This window comes from Nocardia sp. NBC_00508, from assembly GCF_036346875.1.
Classification (GTDB): Bacteria; Actinomycetota; Actinomycetes; order Mycobacteriales; family Mycobacteriaceae; genus Nocardia.
The window spans coordinates 235,040-252,456 of sequence record NZ_CP107852.1; the positions used below are offsets into that span (position 1 = coordinate 235,040).

12 protein-coding genes and 1 pseudogene are annotated in these 17,417 nt (G+C 67.5%); 4 read left to right on the forward strand and 9 right to left on the reverse strand.

The window, feature by feature from the left end; translation table 11 throughout:
- Positions 1-318: 318 nt before the first annotated feature.
- The 3 genes from OHA40_RS00960 to OHA40_RS00970 all read left to right on the forward strand — a co-directional run bounded on the left by OHA40_RS00960 (position 319) and on the right by OHA40_RS00970 (position 2,784).
- Entirely contained in the window at positions 319-1,347 is a 1,029-nt protein-coding gene (locus tag OHA40_RS00960) for a fused (3R)-hydroxyacyl-ACP dehydratase subunits HadA/HadB (protein ID WP_330231171.1), read from the forward strand.
- 165 nt (positions 1,348-1,512) lie between these two features.
- Positions 1,513-1,674: a hypothetical protein gene (locus OHA40_RS00965; RefSeq protein WP_330231172.1), complete on the forward strand. Its 162-nt coding sequence runs from the start codon at positions 1,513-1,515 to the stop codon at positions 1,672-1,674.
- Between the two features lie 132 nt (positions 1,675-1,806).
- Positions 1,807-2,784 carry an AraC family transcriptional regulator gene (locus tag OHA40_RS00970; RefSeq protein WP_330231173.1) on the forward strand — a complete coding sequence of 326 codons (978 nt, stop codon included), beginning with the start codon at positions 1,807-1,809 and terminating at the stop codon, positions 2,782-2,784.
- 223 nt (positions 2,785-3,007) lie between these two features.
- Here OHA40_RS00970 and OHA40_RS00975 read toward each other — a convergent pair.
- Positions 3,008-3,541, reverse strand: a pseudogene (locus OHA40_RS00975) (VOC family protein); the annotation flags it as partial.
- On the opposite strand from OHA40_RS00975, the gene OHA40_RS00980 reads away from it, so the two are divergent.
- Positions 3,501-3,776, forward strand: coding sequence for a hypothetical protein (locus OHA40_RS00980; RefSeq protein ID WP_330234505.1), 276 nt, complete (start codon positions 3,501-3,503; stop codon positions 3,774-3,776). The pseudogene OHA40_RS00975 and the gene OHA40_RS00980 sit on opposite strands and share 41 nt — an antisense overlap.
- Positions 3,777-3,935: 159 nt before the next feature.
- Here the strand turns inward: OHA40_RS00980 and OHA40_RS00985 are convergent, their stop codons facing one another.
- Genes OHA40_RS00985 through OHA40_RS01020 form a run of 8 tightly spaced genes read right to left on the reverse strand, consistent with a single transcriptional unit; the run spans position 3,936 to position 17,417 of the window.
- Positions 3,936-6,773: an eCIS core domain-containing protein gene (locus OHA40_RS00985; protein ID WP_330231174.1), complete on the reverse strand. Its 2,838-nt coding sequence runs from the start codon at positions 6,771-6,773 to the stop codon at positions 3,936-3,938.
- Between the two features lie 10 nt (positions 6,774-6,783).
- Positions 6,784-7,677, reverse strand: coding sequence for a Pvc16 family protein (locus OHA40_RS00990; protein ID WP_330231175.1), 894 nt, complete (start codon positions 7,675-7,677; stop codon positions 6,784-6,786).
- Entirely contained in the window at positions 7,674-9,632 is a 1,959-nt protein-coding gene (locus OHA40_RS00995) for an ATP-binding protein (protein ID WP_330231176.1), read from the reverse strand. The genes OHA40_RS00990 and OHA40_RS00995 overlap by 4 nt, the downstream gene beginning before the upstream one ends.
- Positions 9,629-11,491: a hypothetical protein gene (locus OHA40_RS01000; RefSeq protein ID WP_330231177.1), complete on the reverse strand. Its 1,863-nt coding sequence runs from the start codon at positions 11,489-11,491 to the stop codon at positions 9,629-9,631. Before OHA40_RS01000 ends, OHA40_RS00995 begins: the two co-directional genes overlap by 4 nt.
- Positions 11,492-11,507: 16 nt before the next feature.
- Positions 11,508-13,265 carry a hypothetical protein gene (locus OHA40_RS01005; RefSeq protein WP_330231178.1) on the reverse strand — a complete coding sequence of 586 codons (1,758 nt, stop codon included), beginning with the start codon at positions 13,263-13,265 and terminating at the stop codon, positions 11,508-11,510.
- A gap of 44 nt (positions 13,266-13,309) precedes the next feature.
- A complete protein-coding gene (locus tag OHA40_RS01010) occupies positions 13,310-14,899 on the reverse strand; it encodes a phage tail protein (protein ID WP_330231179.1) in 1,590 nt (529 codons plus the stop codon).
- Positions 14,896-17,022, reverse strand: coding sequence for a baseplate J/gp47 family protein (locus tag OHA40_RS01015; protein WP_330231180.1), 2,127 nt, complete (start codon positions 17,020-17,022; stop codon positions 14,896-14,898). Before OHA40_RS01015 ends, OHA40_RS01010 begins: the two co-directional genes overlap by 4 nt.
- Positions 17,019-17,417 carry a GPW/gp25 family protein gene (locus OHA40_RS01020; protein ID WP_330231181.1) on the reverse strand — a complete coding sequence of 133 codons (399 nt, stop codon included), beginning with the start codon at positions 17,415-17,417 and terminating at the stop codon, positions 17,019-17,021. Before OHA40_RS01020 ends, OHA40_RS01015 begins: the two co-directional genes overlap by 4 nt.

Genomic DNA, 17,417 nt, shown 5'->3' on the forward strand with positions numbered 1-17,417 from the left:
ACGAGCCGCGGGCGGGAACCCCACGGCGAACCGTCAGGACGAGCGGCACCGAGGAACAAGTCCCGACGCGACGCCGGGCGGCTCGAAACGGAATCGGCGTGGTCGCGCGAAACTGCCGGTTCTGTCGATCGACTTCCCAGGTGCCCACTCCCCAAACTACCGCCGACCGGGGCTTCCGGCGCGAAGCCCGCCAGGATCGGCGCAGGTCGGCCGCCGGATCTCCGGGTCCTGGCTGCGGCAAAACGACGTGCGATGCGGGCTGACCGGAATTCCGGGTCGCGTTGGGTAGATTCCCCCGCGATGTCCAGCATCCATTCGATGTCCGATGAGACCGCGGTGACCGATCCCGCGGCGCTTGACGTGCCGACGGTCGGGTGTCGGTATCGCTCCTGCGACTACTACGAGGTCGGACGCGAGAAGATTCGCGAGTACGCCCGTGCGGTGCGCAACTACCACCCCGCGCACTGGTCGGAGGACGCGGCTGCGGACCTCGGCTACGACAGGCTGCTCGCGCCGCCCACCTTCGGTGCGGTCCCCGGCTATCTGGCCTACGCCGAAGTGTTCGACACGATCCTGCCCGGCTACGACCTGAGCCGGATGATCCAGACCGATCAGATGATCGAGTTCCACCGCCCGCTGCTGGCCGGCGACCGGATCGGCTTCGAGATCTGCCTGGACTCGTTCCGGCGCGCCTTCGGTGGCGACCTCATCGTGCTGCGCCAGACCATCCTGGACCAGGACGACCTGCCTGTCGCCACCTCGCGGACCAGCATGGTCGGGCGCGCCGACAGCGCACTTCCGGGTTCCGTCGACGCGGTCGTGATGCACGGCGCACGACCGGACATCCGGAGAGCGCACCGGCCCTCGCGGTACGTCGGCCCGGTCACCGAGCCCGTGCGAGAACCGCGCGCCGTACCGGCGAGCGCGCGCGCCCGGCGGTTCGACGCCGTGGTTCCCGGCGAGGAGCTTCCCCCGCGCACGCTCACCATCAGCCGCGGCGACCTGGTCAACTACGCCGGCGTCGCCGGCGACCCGAACCCGATCCACTGGAGTGCCGAGTTCGCCACCCGGATGGGACTGGAAACCGTTGTCGCCCAGGGCATGTTGACCATCGGGATCAGTGTGGACCTGGTCACCTCATGGCTGGGCGACCCCGGCGCCCTGCGCGCCTACAACGTGCGGCTGACCAGCCCGGTCCACGTCGGCGCGAGCGGCGGCCGGATCGAGTTCCGGGGCCGGGTCAAACACCTGGACGCGGGCGCGCGCGCCGCCACGATCGCGATCACCGCCGAGCACGACGGGCGCAAGATCTTCGGCCGCGCGACCGCCGAGGTCGCCCTCGCGTGATCGCACGTCCCGTTCGCCCCACCGGAGAATCGGTGTGTTTGGTCCGGAGAAGCCGGGGCACGTTGGAGACGGAGCGCGGTCGCCCTCATTCGGCGGACCGCGTACTCGGTACCCGATCGAGCGGGCAGCAGGCCCCGCTCGCACCCGAAAGGACCGGTATCTGTCGTGGTTGTGCTTCTTGCTGTGATCGGCTCGGCTTCCCTGGCCGTCATCGCGATCCATGCCACGGTCGTCGCACGCAGCTTGGTGGAACTTCGATCCCAGCGCCGGGAGAGCATCGAACGGCGTGCCGAACGGGCTGCTCGGCTCACCCGCACAATGGTCTGATTCCGCGCTCGGCAATCTCCCGGACCTGACCGACACCTGGAGCTATCGTCCCCCGAGCAGGACAATGGGAGGACAGGCGACGGCGGGTCTCCCGAGCCGCGGCCTGGACCATCGTCCTAGCAGGAGGCGACAATGTCGATTGACACCGCGCCCGCGCCCGTCGAGCGATACGAATTCTCCTCGACCGACTCCGCCGAGATCACCGACTACATCGACCGCATGTATGCCGGCAACCGCACCCGATTCCTCGATGTCCCGCCGGAGGCCGCGTTCGCCGCCAGGGGCGTCGCCACCGACACGATGGCCACCGACCGGGTCCATAGTGCGATCGGCTATGCCACCGACGCCGAACCATTCGAGTACCTGGTGTTCGAACATCTGATCGCGGGCCGGTATCTGCTGCGCGGTGGGGAGGAACTCCTGATGCGCCCCGGCGACGTCGCGATGGTCCCGATGGGTGTCGGGCTGTCGTTCGAAGTCCACGACCTCGACATGTCCCTGCTCCGGCTGCCGATGGACCGTGTCGCCGCGGCGGCGGAAGGGCAGGTCGGTGCGCCTGCGGGCGGCCTGCGGTTCCACTCCGCCCAGCCGGTCTCGCACGCGATGGGACGGTACTGGCGCGAACTGGTCGGCGTGGTCCACCGCGAACTCATGGACCCCGATTCTTCGATGTGCAACCCTCTGGTCGCCGAGCAGACAACCGCCGGTATCGCGGCGGCCGCGCTGACCACGTTCCCGAACACGGCGATGACAGTCGACTACATCCGCGACCCGGGCCCGATCACTCCGATGGCCTTGCGTCGCGCGATCGACCACATCAACGCCAACGCCGACCAGCCCCTCACCCTCACCGACATCGCCGACGCCGGCGGAGTCACCACATGCGCCCTCCAGCACGACTTCCGCCGCCATTACGACACAACGCCACTGGGCTACCTGCGTCGGGTGCGCCTCGAGCGGGCCCACGCGGAGCTGACCGCCGCCGAGCCCGAAACCGGACAGACCGTCGCCGCCATCGCCGAGCGGTGGGGCTTCGCCCATCCGGCCCGCTTCGCGGCCGCTTACACCGTCCGTTACGGCCGGCCACCCACAGACACGCTGCACGCCTGACTGCCCAACGGATACCTGCCGGTCCGAGATCGCCGGCCCTATGACCACGCTCCGCCGGAGACGGTGATCGCTCTCAGGTCACGACGGGTGCGGCGCGCCTGAGAATTCCCGCCGCGCGGCATGCGCATCGTGACCCGCACCGATCTCGCGGGCCGCCGCGGAGACGATCCGGACACCCGCCGCGCTGACCGAGCAGCGCCGCCGAACCGGGACGACGCGGTGGTCAGCCACGTGACCATTCGTGGCCCCAGTAGCTGTCGGCGGTGATCTCTTCGGCGCTGTAGGTGGATTCATCGACGAGCACACCATCGGTGCCGAATTCGAGATCCCAGCCACCGGGAGTGCGGACGTAGAAGGAGATCATCTTGTCGTTGGTGTGCCTGCCGAGAGTCGACGACAGCGGGTAGCCCGCCCGCACGACGCGGTCGAGAGCCCGGCCCACGGCGTCGAGCTGGTCGACCTCGACCATGATGTGTACCAGTCCCGGGCCGTCGGGACGGGTGCCCGGGATCAGCGCGAGGCTGTGATGGCGCTGATCGACACCCAGGAATCGAACACGAACGGGCCTCACACCGGCGGGTTGGCACCCGGAACGAGCCCCGAGGCAGGAAGCCGAGCACTTCGCATTAGAAACGGTTCGCCTCCTCGAGGTCGGGCACCGGGAGAACTACGTGGCCGAGACCCGATCCCTCGGTGACGAACGATTCCCGTGAGCGGTGACGACCGGGCTGTGGTCGAGCACCGGGCCGTGGAAGACGGCCCAGTTCGACACCGGCGGCGTCCGCGTCATGCTCGCGGGCACCGACCGCGACGACGACACCCCGTTCCTCGCGATCAAGGTCGATGACCTGGACGAGACTCTGAATAACCTGCGCGCCAAGGGTTTCGAGGTGGGGCAGGCGGTCAGCGGACCGCATGAGCGCCGCGCGGTCCTGCGGCCGACACCCAGCTCGCTCTGGCATATCGCCATCTACGAACCCATCGAGGTCTGAGCCCCTTGGGTCCACCGGCGATGGCCGCTCGCTTCATGTCGCGCGGCGGAGGGGCCCGCCGTTTGCCTTCGTGCATCGCCTGAACCCCGGCCACCGGAATGGTGCGGCCCTCGGCCAAGAGACTGAACGGAAGAACCACCGGAAACGACAGTACGGAGGTTACTCGATCACAGTGATGCGAATGTGGCTGCCGCGGCCGGGCGCTTCGAGGATGTCGTGGATCAGGATCTCGGAGATTTCGCGCGGTACCCATGACTCGTAGGCCCGAACTGCCCGCTGCAGCCCGCGCAGGTCGTCGATGCTGTGCAATTCCCAGGTGTAGCGCATGCCCCAGTCGCGGGTCCATTCGACGTGCCGGGCAATCTGGTCGAAGATCTTCGCTCGCGCAGGAGGGCTCAGCCCCACTAGCGCACCGGGCATTTTGATCTCCCGCCCCGTACGGGTGACGGGATCGAAGTGGTCGACATCGAGCAGTCGGCCCGACTTCGTCTCTGCCAGCAGATTCAGCGAGGGAAGCCGCTGGTCACGCCCCATTTCCATGAGCGCTTCGAACTGACCGCCCTCGCCCGCCAGCGGCGAGTGCCCTTTGACCGACCTGCGGAAGGGCGCGATCACCTGATCGCGCGGGCCCACGTCGGGATAGCCCAGCGCTTTGTTCATCCTGCGGGCATACAGGTTCCGTACAGCCGAATCGATCTCGACCGCGGCGGCTTTGGTCGGCTTGCGTCGCGCGTCGTCGATCAGCTGCCGGATCTCGGCCGGATAGGACCTCCGGTTGCCCTCGAAGAAGTCGATCGCCTCGCGCGCGGTGATTTTCCGGTTCCGGATACCCTCGGGCAGGATCGGTGGTTCCTTGGGCATAGCCGGACGCCGAGGCCGTCGGGCCGGACCACCGAGCGATCGCCCGGTTGCTGACGGACCACCGGGCCCGCCCGGTCGGGTCGGCCCCACAGTCCGCAGGGGCTGCCCCGCCGCGCGTTTCGACGCCGCCGCCATCGGCCGGTCCACCGTCGTCAGGGTCTCCCCGGGTGGAAGATGGCGCTCGAAGTCGCCGGCCGCACGCTTGATCGGAATCTCCTCCACCGCGGCCACTTCAGCGACCTCTCGCTCGACCTGTGCCGCGGTTTCCGCGTTCTTCGGCGCGAATGCGTTGTCATTGGCCGGACGACTGCCGGTCGGAATCGCGTTGTCGTTGGCGGGCAATGTATCTCGCCAGTCACGAAACGGTGGCGGGTCACGTCGGCGGCGGGTAGGCGGAAAGACCTTCGGTTCGGGTGGCACAGGTGTCTTGGGCTCGGGCGGCACCGGCCTGGGCTCGGGCGGCACGGGTGTCGCGGGCTCGGCCGGCACCGGCTTCGGCTCCGGCGGAGGTATCGACGGTTTACGCGGCTCGGGGGCCGGGAAGAAGGGCGTATCGGGCACCGGTGGGGGTACCTCCGGGGTCCGGTATCCAGGTAATCCGGGGACGGCCGGAGTCTTCGGCTCGATCGGCGCCGGTATCTCCTTGGGCAGGGCTGGTTTAGAAAGCTGCGCGGCTTCGACGCCCTTCGCCGACTCGGCGAGCTTCGCGCCCTCGGCCATCGGCGCCAGCGACTTGGCGCCCTCGGCGATCTTTCCGACGTCGCCCACTTCGCCGAGCTTGGCGACATCGCCGAGCTTCCCGACCGTACCTGCGCCCTTCGCTGCGCCGGTAGCCGCTCTCGCCTCGCCGGCACCGATGAAGAAGCTGCCCACATCGCCGAGCAGCAGCCCGGGAATCTCGCCGTAGCGCTCCTTCTTCCAGGCGTCGAGGTAGTTTTCGCCGAGGCCCTTCACCAGCGCGATCATCTCGGTCCGGCGCCGCTGCTGTTCGGCTTCCTCGGCGGCCAGATAGCGCTTCGCGGCATCCTTTGCGGTCAGCTTCGGGTCTACGAGGTCGGTCGCGAACCCGACGGCGTTGGTGATCGTGTCCGGGCTCGGAAGTGGACTGACCATTTCGGCGATCTTGGCGACACCCTCGATGGTCCGGACCGGATGCACGCCGATCGTGACGATGCCCTCGCCCATGGTGTACAGCGACTTCAGCAGGCCGCCCTGGACCTGGCGGCTGAAGCGCGAGACCTTGCCGCCGGTCACCTTGTCCACCGGGTACATGATCGGGTCGGGCACATCACCGAACTTCCCCTCCTCATATGCTTCGATGCCGGAGAAAGTCGCCTCCTTCAGTTCTTTGAGGCCGCTGTCCATATCCTGCTGGAATTCAGCGACGGCTGCGGCGGGCTTGCCCGCGATGAACCCACGCACCAAGGCGCGCCGCGGCTTGCTGGTGACCTTCGCGGTGGCGGTGAACACCTTCGACATGCTCTGCAGGGCCGCACCGGACTTCGTCTCGGGATTCGCCTTCGCCGCGTACTCCTCCACTGTGCGGGCAACGACTTCGCTCAGCGATGGCGCCTCGTTCACCGCGGTGACGAATTGCTCGACCTTCGCGATCACGGGCGCGGCTTGCTGATAGAGGGCGGCGACTTTCCGTTTCCACCACGGAGTTTCGCCGGCCAGCCGCGCGATCCCCGGCGCGCTCGCCCCGCCGACGTCGACCGTCGATGCGTGGGTGATCCGTCCCGCGACCGCATCGGCCGAATACTCGAGCGTGTGGCCGGCATCCAGGCCGGGGGCCGGCGCACCGCCGCGGGATTGCTGCACGACGTGCGCCAATTCGTGTGCGATCGACCGCTTCCCATCGTCGGCTTCCGGCGCATACGCTCCCGGCCCGAACACCATGTGATGTCCGACCGTGAATGCTTTCGCGCCGAGCGCATCGGCGAACTGTCCCGCCGCACGGCCGACATGCACTCGCACATGGGCGAAGTCGCGGCGGAATCGCTGCTCCATGAACTCGCGTGTCCCCAGGTCCATGGGCGCGCCGGGTGTCCTCAGCACCTGATCTACGGCGTGCTGCGCGACGTCCGGCACGCGTACGTGATGGTCGGAAGTCATTCGGTCGACGAATTCGGACATGGCGACTCGATCAGGCCAACGTCACGTCGTAGTAGTCGACACCGTCACCGGGAACTCTGATCGGCGCCGCACATTCGGCGAATCCCGCCGCACGGACGCGAAGAATGTACTCGCCCCGTGCCAATCCACGGAATATGTAGCGGCCGGACTCGTTCGACTCGGCCTCCCACAGCATGACGCCGCGCGGCTGCTCTACACGAACCACGGCCAAGGGCAACGGAACTCCGTCCGCGTCCGACACGACTCCGCCGATGTCGACCATTACATCGGCGCCTGTGCCGTCCTCCACCCGATACCCGGTCATCTGGGACGTGACCAGCGGCGCGGTATCGCGCGCACCGAATTCGATAGGAACGGTCAGCCGCAGGTAGACCGCAGGACGCCACGGATGCATCCCACCCATCGTTCCCCAGAACTCCGCGTACTTCGGGAACCCGTCAGCGGGCAGCACCACGGTCGGCAGTTCCGCGGCCGCGATCGACAATGGAAATCCCGCGGGCAAGGCGGCAGGAGCGTACACCTGCCGTGGCACGATCGGCTCAGCTTCGGCGAGTACCGCCGCAACTCGGTACAGCAGGTCGTGCTCGTCGATGGCCGGTTCCACCGCGGGGCTCGGCGTCGCGGGACTCCACGCGGTGATCAGGTAGTGCAGATCGACCCGGCGCGGCGCCACGCCGGTCTGCATTTCGTCCCCGACCAGCTGGTACGACCGTTCCACCGATCGAAGTGTCCGATTTTCTCGCAGATCCACCAGGTAGACGTTGAGCGCCACCTTCTGCTGTGTCGCGACGTACTGCTTCCACGCATCGTCGGGCGGCTGAAACCGCACCTGTGCCTCGTCATCGACGCCATCGATCCGTGCCATGAGCAGTCGGCGAATCATGTTGTCGAGGTGGCCGATCACGTCGGGTCACCGCCCGCGTCGAAGTCGGCGTCGTCGAGTACTTTGCCCAACTTCTGGTACTCGCGCCGAATCGCGTGCAGCAAGTGGCGCATCGCGATCGGTTGGGGCTGCGCGAGATACGCGGCCGCCAAGGCAATGTTGCGAATGTTGCCGCCGCCGAGCTTGTATCGCTGCGCGAGTACCGCCAAATCCACATCGTCGGCGAGAGGCGTCGCGGCGGGCCAGATCCCCTGCCAGATACGCAGTCGGCTCGTCTCGTCCGGGAACGGGAAATGCACGGCGAAGGCGAGCCGCCGGACGAACGCGTCATCGAGGTGGTGTCGCAGGTTGGTCGCGAGGATCGCCACGCCACGGTAGGTCTCCATCGCCTGCAGCAGATATGCGACCTCGAGATTCGCATAGCGATCGTGGGCGTCGCGGACCTCGCTTCGCTTGCCCATGAGCGCATCCGCCTCGTCGAAGAGCAGGACCGCGTTCGCGGACTCCGCGGCGGCGAAGATGGTGCGCAGGTTCTTCTCGGTCTCACCGATGTACTTGCTGACCACGCAGGACAAGTCGATCCGGAACAGATCCAGCCGTAGGTCGTTCGCGACCACTTCGGCGGCCATGGTCTTGCCCGTCCCCGAGGGACCCGAGAAGAGTGCGGTCACTCCGGTTCCGCGCGAGAGAGTCCGGCCGAATCCCCAATCCCCCAGTACACGTTCGCGTCCGGCGACGGTGGCGCACAGTTCCCGCAGCGACGCCAGGGCGTCGTCGGGCAGGACGAGATCGCGCCAGGTCGCGACGGTCACGACCCGGTCAGCCAGTGCGGCGAGCTTGTGACCGGTCTGCAGCCGTGCGGCCCGGGTCAGTTCGGGGAGCGTATCACCGGTCGACGCCATTGCGGCGGCCTCGATCTCGCCGGGCGTGAGCGCGAATCGCTGTGCCAGCAGATTCACATCGTCGGCCGCGACAGCACGTGATTCGAGATGTGCCAGCCAGCATGCGCGGCGATCGTCCGCGTCCAGGTGCCCGAACGACACCGGTGTCACTCCGAAGCCCGGTTCGGCAGTCCATGGTTGCCGGCCCGCGAGCACCACCGGCCCGGCACCGGCGACCGACCGCAATACGGCCCTGCGCCAGACGGTTTCGTCGATCTCGTCGACGCCATCGAGGTGAGCGACGGCGCGGAACAGCGCCGCCTCACGCAGGAAGCAGTGCAGGGCATCCTCATTCACCTCCGGGCGGGGCATCCGGCGCAGGTCGCCGTACAGAACCGGTCGGCCGATCGCCGACGCGGCGGCCCGCACCGCGGCGCGGCGGCCCGATCCCGGTGGTCCGTACACGTATACCGGTGCTGCCCGGGACAATCCGTTCCGAATGCGCTCGACCCGCACCGCGTTCCACCGGGGTTCGCCGTGTTCGGTGGCCGGGAAGATCCGGCACCAGCCCGCGAGTCGCCGGTCGAGACCGCTGCTGCCGAGCAGCACATCGGCGATCTGCGAATCGAGCACAAGGTAGTGCGACCCGAGCGCGGGCTCGATGTCACGGGGGTCCGGGACGACGCGTAGGAGCCGGTTCGCGCGCAGCGGCGCATCGGTGGCGACGTGCCTGATGCGCCCGATGTCGCACCCATTCGCGCACAGCAGATTCAGCGTGAGTTCCACCGTCGGTCGAGTACGTGTGAGGTCGTCCTGCAGCAACGCGAACGCTCGCCCGTACCGCGAATCCACCTCCGGTGACAGCGCGACCAGCAGCATGTCGAGTTCGAACGCCGTCAGCTCGTAGGTCCGCGTGATCCAATCGAATGCCGGTCCACAATCGCCGCCGACCAGCGGGTCGTTCGGCGCGGGTATGCCGTCCACCGCGGCAGCGAGACGCTGGTCGAGCCGGTGCAGCGCGTCGGCGAACGGCAGTTCCGAACCGGTGACGCGGGATTGCCGTGTCCGGTCTCGGAGATCGCCGACTGCCGTCATCGCCCAGCCATCCCAGGCGGATTGGGCACCATGGTGAAGAGGCTGCGCTCGGCCGTTTCACCGTGCAGCTCGGGATGCAGATAGTTACCACGCTCGTAGCCGGACTTCTCGGTCTCGACCTGCACCGGATTCGCGCGGGCATAGGCGTCGCGGCGGACACCGGTCACCATCCAGCAGACCTTCGAACCCGCGTCGCCGCCGGCAATACGGAACCGGCCACCGGACACCTCCTGCGCCACATGGAGGTTCGGCGCGGCGGCGCCGATCGCGGTGAGCTGGTAGCGGAAATCACCGTTGAGAGCCTCGAACCAGTCGGGCAGTACGACCTCCGCGGCGCCGTCCCCGTCCAGCTCGACGGTTCCGTCGTAGACGTTCTTCATCTCGTCACTCTCGACGGCCGCATGCGACAGGAACTTGAACGCCGGGTCGGCGGGATGATCGATCTTGAAGTTCAATCCCGACTTGGTGAGCGTACCGAGCACGTCGACGTTGCCCTTGAACACCGCGGCGCGGGTGCCTCCGGACGCCACGATGCCGGTGCCGTCGCGGCTGCTCACCCGGAGACCCTCGCCGGTGATCGTCTGCGCGAGCACAGCGATCGGCGTCGGGAAGACGAAACTGTCGTCGTTGACGACGTACACCTCCGGGGAGATCGCCCCGAAGTTCGGCAGCCCGCCCACCGCTACCTTCGACGTGAAGGACGTCTGGAATCCGCCGATGTTGACCTTCCCGAATCCGTTGGTGTCCTGGATGTTGACACTGCCGTGGAAAGCAGCCGACCGGATGAACCAGTCGCCGGTCGGCCCCCAGTGGATGTGGCTCCAAAATGGGCCGGCGGCCGCTTTGCGGAATGCCGCGGTATTCCAGGAGTTGTCGGGGGTGGGGTCGTCGACCGTGAGCCGGGCCTGCGGGGCGTTTCCGCCGATGCAGATCTTGCCGTCCGCCGAGGTGGTGAACACTGTCGCCGCCTGGTCGCCGTTTCCAGCCGCCAGTCGTAGGCCCCGTACACCGCCGGCCAGCACCGCACCGGTGGCGAGCCGGAAATCACCGGCTGGGTCGCTGTTTCCGAGCTCCACGCCCTCGTCGCCGAGCCGCAGTGTGCCGTCGACAGCGACGGCGTCACCTGCTGCGGAGAGGCCCGTACTCGAACCGAGCCGCACGCCTCGCGCCGCGTGCAGTGTCGACGAGACAGCCAGCTCCCCGTCGTCACGGACGGACAGCACTGCGGCCGGACCGTGCCCGACGGTCGTGCCGTCCGCGTCGACGACCGTGGTCGGGCGTCGGAATTCGATGCGGTCCAGCGCGATTCCCGCTGCTCGGCGTCGCTGTGCACCGAGCGCGGTCACATTGCCCGCACTGTCGATGTCGACCTGCGCGAGGATCACCTCGTCGACGCGGGGCGCGAACGCCGCGGCCGGGCGCAAGCGCACGATCGGCGTCTCGATCACCTGGAACACTTGGTTCGCTTGGAACGCCGCCTTGTCGAAGGTTTCCGCCCAAGCGATGGTGACCGACAGCGCTCCGCTCACTCCCGTGGTCGGGACGGGGACACCTGTCGCGTCGACAGTGACCAGCGTTTGATCCTCCAGCTTCGCCGCGCCTCCCGCGGCCATACTGATGTGTCGTCCCTCGCCGTCTATCGCGATGCCCGGAGCAATTCTTATCCCCGGTGCGCCGATCGCCGCCGACACCTGCAGTCCCGCGGCGATGCCAGGTGCGTGCAAACCTGCAGCGTGGGCACGGAGGGCCGGCTGTAGGTATCGCTCCGCGTCGGTCCGGCTCTCGCGCAAGTTCGTCGAGCCCTGACGGGGCTGGCCGCTCACGTCCAGATAGCTCGTGCGGATCATCGTCTCGGCCATGGAATTGGCACCTTTCCTAGACGGCGGCCGGTGGCACGGCGTGCAGATAGGTGCCGCGTTCGCCACCGGATTTGTCGACTTCGACGACGAGTGGGTGCGCCCGGGCATAGGCGTCGCGGCGGACGCCGGTGATCATCCAGCTGACCTCCATCCCGGGAGCACCCCCGGCGATGGCGAATCGGCCGCCCGACACCTTCTCGGCGACATGCAGGTTCGGCGCCGCCGCACCGATCGGCGTCAACTGGTACCGGAGCTTCTCGTTGAGTCCCTCGAACCAGCCCGGCAGCTCGATCACGGCGGTGCCGCGGTCGTCTAGTTCGACAGCGCCGTCGTACACGTTCTTCATCTCGTCGCTCTCGATCGCCGAGTGGCAGAGATATTTGTTCGCTGGATCGTCCGGGTGGTCGATCTTGAAGTTGCTGGTGGATTTGGTGAGCTTGCCGATGACCTGGACATCGCCCCAGAACACCGCTGCCGGCCGGTGTGTCAGGGGACCAGCGGGATCGCCACCCACTTGCAGGCGTTCCGTCCGCGACGGGGCACCTAAGCCGACGGTGCCGATCCGCACCCGCCCACCTGCGACGTCCTGGATCACGACATTGCCGGTGTCTTTCGCGGACCGGATGTACCAATCGCCGTTCTCGCCCCGATGGATGTAACTCCAGTTCGGGCCCAGTGCGGCACGACGGAACGCCACAGTGTCCCATTCGGCTGTGGGATCGTCCACTGTCAACAGCGCACGAGGATTGGTCCCGCCGATGCACAGGCGGCCGTCGCGGCGAGAGGTGAGAATCGTGTTGGAGGATTCGCCGGTTCCGCTGGACAACCGCAATCCACGCTCACCGCCGGCGATAACGCGGCCCGCCGCGAGCTGGAAGTTGTTGCCCACCGCGGATTGCTGCCCGATCTGCACTCCGCTGTCGGGCAGGCGCAGTTGTGCTGACACCGACGCAGCGCCGTTGTCCGACACCGTAATATCGCCGATCTGGATGCCGGACGCCGGAACACGCAGCTTCGTCGACAGGGTGAGATCGCCCTCCAGCACGGACACTGCGGCGGTGCCGATACGCATCCCCTTCGCCGGCAGAGCCAGTGCGGTGTCGAACTTGAGATTACCTTTCGCGCCGACAGTGATCGATCCCGCGGTTTGGTGCGCCAGCGTCGCGACGCCATCGGTACTGTCCGACACCGGCCCCAGGAAATCGATCCGGCCGACCGACACACCCACCGCCGTACGCTCAGTGGCACTCACTGCGGCGATCGCGCCGTTCTCGCCCAGCTCTACGTGCGCAAGCACCACTGCCTCGCCGTCATTGGTGAAGTCCGCGGCCGGACGCAGTCTGATCAGCGGCGTCTCCATCATCTGGAACAGCTGATCCGTGTGGAATGCGACACGATCGAAGACTTCGTCCCACGCGATCGTCAGTACCGTAGCGCCCATCGGGCCGGTGGTCGGTATCTCGACGCCGGATTGCCCGACCGCGGCGAGCGACCCATCGTCCAGCTTCACCGAACCACCTTCTGCGACGCAGATGTGCCGGCCTGCCGCATCGAGCGCCACACCGGGTCCGATCGTCAGGCCCGACACACCGATCGTTGCCGAAACCCGCAGACCTTCAGCGATCCCCCAGCTGTGCAGCGCGGAGGCGTGCGCCCGGACCAGCGGCTGCAGGTACCGCTCGGCGTCGACGCGGCTCTCCCGCAGGCTCGTCGAGCCCTGCCGCGGCTGACCGCTCACATCAACGAAGCTCGTGCGAATCAGTTGCTCTGCCATCAGATCTCACCCCTGAACACTTTCTCCGCCATGTCGATTCGCTCCTACCTGCCCACCGCCGACATCAGCCACGGCCAGGACGCGGCCGGGCGCTGCTGTTCGACGATCTCCGAGACGCCCTGGATTACCGCCCGCTGGTAGTCGACCGAGGTGTCGTCCTCGTCGAAGTGCACGGTGACACCGAACTCGTGCGACGCGGCGCGGAAATTCCGGCGCACCGTGACATCCGGTCCGAGTGCCGGATCATTGGGATCACCGCGATCGGTGAAATACAGTTCACGACCGAACCGCACCATCGCCGTCGGGAACACCAGACGCCCTGTGCTGCTCGTCCTCTCGATCCGCGGCAGCGCCCCGACGCGCTGTCCCAGCCGCACCCGATATACCGCCGAGGGTTCCACGACCGTGCGCAGGAACGGTTTCGCGCTCGACCGCAGCGGTTTCAATCCGACGTCGAGCACGAGCAGCGACCCGTCGCGGTCCTCGACGATCGCCACCGGCGCGACGAGCGGATTCTCGCTCGCCGGCAGTTGCGCGAGTTGCCGGACAACGGTCCACGCGCCCGGATTGCTGCGGTCCACCTTCAGCAATTCCGCCGGGGTCGCCGTGCCGTCCTGCTCACGACCATCGGTCACGTACAGGTCGCCCACTTCGGTGACGGTCATCGACAGCGGCGTCATCGCGCCCGTCAATGGTCTGCGCTTCCACAACGGGGGGTTCGGGATCAGATCAACATCGATGACGTCGGTAATGTCCAGAACCAGCAGATGCCCCGCTTCGAACAGCATCGCACTCGGCGAATTCAGTTGAAATGCAGCAGGAATCGTGATCCTGGTTGCCGTGAACGGCTGGTCGCGGGTGATGCGGAACAGCTGATAACTGCCCGCGCGCAGGTCCAGGACGTACAACGCCCAGTTCGGCGCGGCCGGATCGACAGCGAGCGCGACCGGGTGCTCCCACCCGGGTGCGCCCAGCATGCGCGGTTTCGGTGGCGCACCGGTGAAATCGGCGAACTCACCGGTGCGAGTCATCCGCCACACACTCGCGGGCTGCGTTGCCGCCACATTGGTTCCCGGTTCGCCCGAATCGCCCACGACGAGTGTGCCGTCCGGTGTCACGGCGAGACATTCGGCACTCACCAGACCGGGATAGATCTCGGTGCCCTGCGGAAACCGGACGGGGCCGTGCGTGACCAGTGCCCGGATCGGGGCGATGCCGCCGCCCGGGATCCGGCAGAACAGCACCTTGGCCGCGTCGTCGATGGTGATGCGCTGGCGAGCGGCGTTCGCACTGTACAGGTCTAGGTAGCGCGCCAGCCCGGCCCGGCTGCCCCGTTGTCCGTAGATGCCGACGATCTCGCCGATTGCCCTGCGCCGCATGGCATCGTCCCATTTCGGTTGCAGGTCGAGACCCACGAGGCTCCCGAGCCAGGGCAGCAAACGTCGTTCGACCGTCGCGGGATCGAAGAGCGTATGCAAGATGTCGATGCGCTCGGTGATCGCCCGGTGCGGTGCGGCTACGTCGTCGTCACGGCCGCTGAGAATCTTCTCGAAGACCTTCAGCAGCGCGTCGAGATCCGCATTGTCCCGGTAGATCCGTGGCAGATGGGCGAAGTAGGAACTGGGCGCGGTCATTGGTCGAGCTCCGCCTCGACGTCGTGCCCGCCGAAACAGACGAGCTCATAGTCGGCCACCCGCACCAAGCTCGGTGAGTCGACTGCCAACGCGAACGGCCGGTGCTTGCTGTTGTCCCATGAGTCCGGCCCTTGGTGGTATGGCGGTGGTGACACGGCGGTCAGCTTCAGGTCGTTGATGTAGCCGACGTTGTCGTCGGGTTTTATCGCGCGGTACACCTCGGACGCGTAGAGGTGCTGCCCGATCTCCCAGCCCCGTCCGGCGCTTCCGCCACGGACCGGATGCAGGAATGCCGCGATGTGCGCCTTGATCGCGGTTTCCACGTCCTCGACCGTGGTGATGTGGCCGCTGGCAATGGCGCCGGGGAAGACCCGGGCACGGACGAACACCTTCACCGCGACATACTTCGGGCCGCCGACATGCAACGCCGCGGTCACGTCGCGGCGGTCGTCCAGCGCCGAGACGACCTGCTGGAGCAGCGCGACGTCGGGTGCCGGACGGTCGCGGTCCGGGCCGTCGAACGGCACGACGAGGACGTGCACGTTGCCAGGAGCACGGAGCAAACCGGCAAAGGTCCACGGCCTGCCCGACTTTTCGACGCGAGCGGGCAGGCACCGTGCATGCGCGATCCGGGGCGAGACCTGCGCGGTCAGGAACTCGTAATCCTTTGCGGTAACAGCGCGGTCGCGGGTCCGCAGCAGTCGTGGCGCACGGGCCTTTGTCTCGTCGATCGGCTCCTCGTCGTGCCCGCCGCTGCCGCGAACCAGGTTGCCGACGGCCGCGACGTCGGCGATCCCTTCGGCGAGCATCGTGATCGCTCCGGCCGCCACATTGCCTGCGGCGCCTGATGAGACGTAGCGGTAGACGGCGGTCACAGCCGCGCCGCGCTGCGGAGAGGAAGTCCCTTCGGGCTGACCAAAGGTGAGCTCACCGGCGGACGAGTCGAGACGATACGACCTCGGACCAACCGCGCCGTCATCGGCGAGATGCCACGGCGTGCCGTCGACCCGAACCTCCACATGCCCCAGCGGCGCTGGGCCGTCGGTGTCGACGTAGACCGGCCGGTTCCGCAACTGCATCGTCTGCGGGTGGCCGGTCGCGGTGCCGACGATCTCCGCGCCGCCTCGTCCCGCCGTCAGCGCGGTGCTGGCGGGGACGGTGTTGAGCAGCAGATGACGGACCCACACGGACTGCTTCGCCTGCGTGTCGTTGCGAACGACGATGCCGATCCAACGCCGTGCCGGATCGTCGGGCCCGGCGCCCGCCGGACGGCGGACCCAGTCGTTCGGCCGCTGCGCAGTCCACGGCGCATCCGCGCGAATTCGCAAGCGGGCAACACCGATTCGTGACGGCCCTACCGTCGCCGGTGCGGCATCCACCGTGAGCTCGGGCCAGTCATGTGGATCGGTCGCCGGATTCGGATGGTGCGGATCGGCGTTGGCGGTGCTGGAGTAAGTCCAGGTCAGCCGCGCGAGGTCGCCCGGAGCGGGGTCCTCGTTCCCTGCGATCGCGAACTCGACCTCAACGTACAAGTCGAGTGAACCCGCCTGCTGCATGAACGCTTTCGACAGACCGAGCAGCACGGTTGCGGCCCGCTGGTTCGGCGGCACGAGCTCGAATCTCGCCCCCGGATGCTCCGCGCCGGTCACCGAGGCGGTCACGTCAACCGGTGTCCGGCCCGGATCCACCGCCGCGAAGGCGAGTTCGACGGCGGTCGGCAGTACCTGCACCTCCATCTCGGTGGAGAACAGGACCGGTGGCTGCGCTTCGGTGCCCTTCGTCTGCGCGAGGGCGCCTTTCGGGATCGTGGGTGAACGGCCCTCGACCGGGGTGAAGGTGAGCAGCGTCCGTGCGGGCACGGCTGCCGCGCGGGTGATCCCGAGCAGCCGTAGGAATGCGAGATGGTGCTTGTCGGGGACCTGGTTGAGCCGGTATATCAACTGCTCGACGAGGTAGGCGAACAGCTCCACCAGGGTGATGCCCGGGTCGCTCGGCGCCCGCGAGGTCCATTGCGGCGCGTACTCCGGGATCAGCGCGAGCGCTTCGGAGACAAGGTCGGCCCATCGCCGGTCGTCCAGGTTCGGCGGCACCAGTCGGCCGCGCTCGGCTCCGGGGGCGGTCACGGCAATCCTCCCAGGCTGAAAACAAATGTCGTAGCCAACAAAGCCGAGCCGCCACGCGGGTGGTAGCGGACGGTGACGACCAGTGCACCGACTTCCACGTCGTTGACGACGTCGACACCGACCAGGTCGATGCGCGGCTCCCAGGTCGACAGCGCCGATTCCACATGCAGGCGTGCGAGATTCGCGGTGGCCGGATTGTTGGGCGCGAACGCGAGGCTGTGCAGATCGCAGCCGAAATCCGGTCGCATCGCTCGCTCGCCCGGACTCGTGCCGAGCACGACGCGGATGGACTGATCCAGGATGTCGACGTCCGCGGCTTCGGCGAGGCCGCCGAGGTCGGTGAACATCGGCGGGAATGCCGCTGCGCGGCCGTAGGGATCGATGTGCGCGCTCAT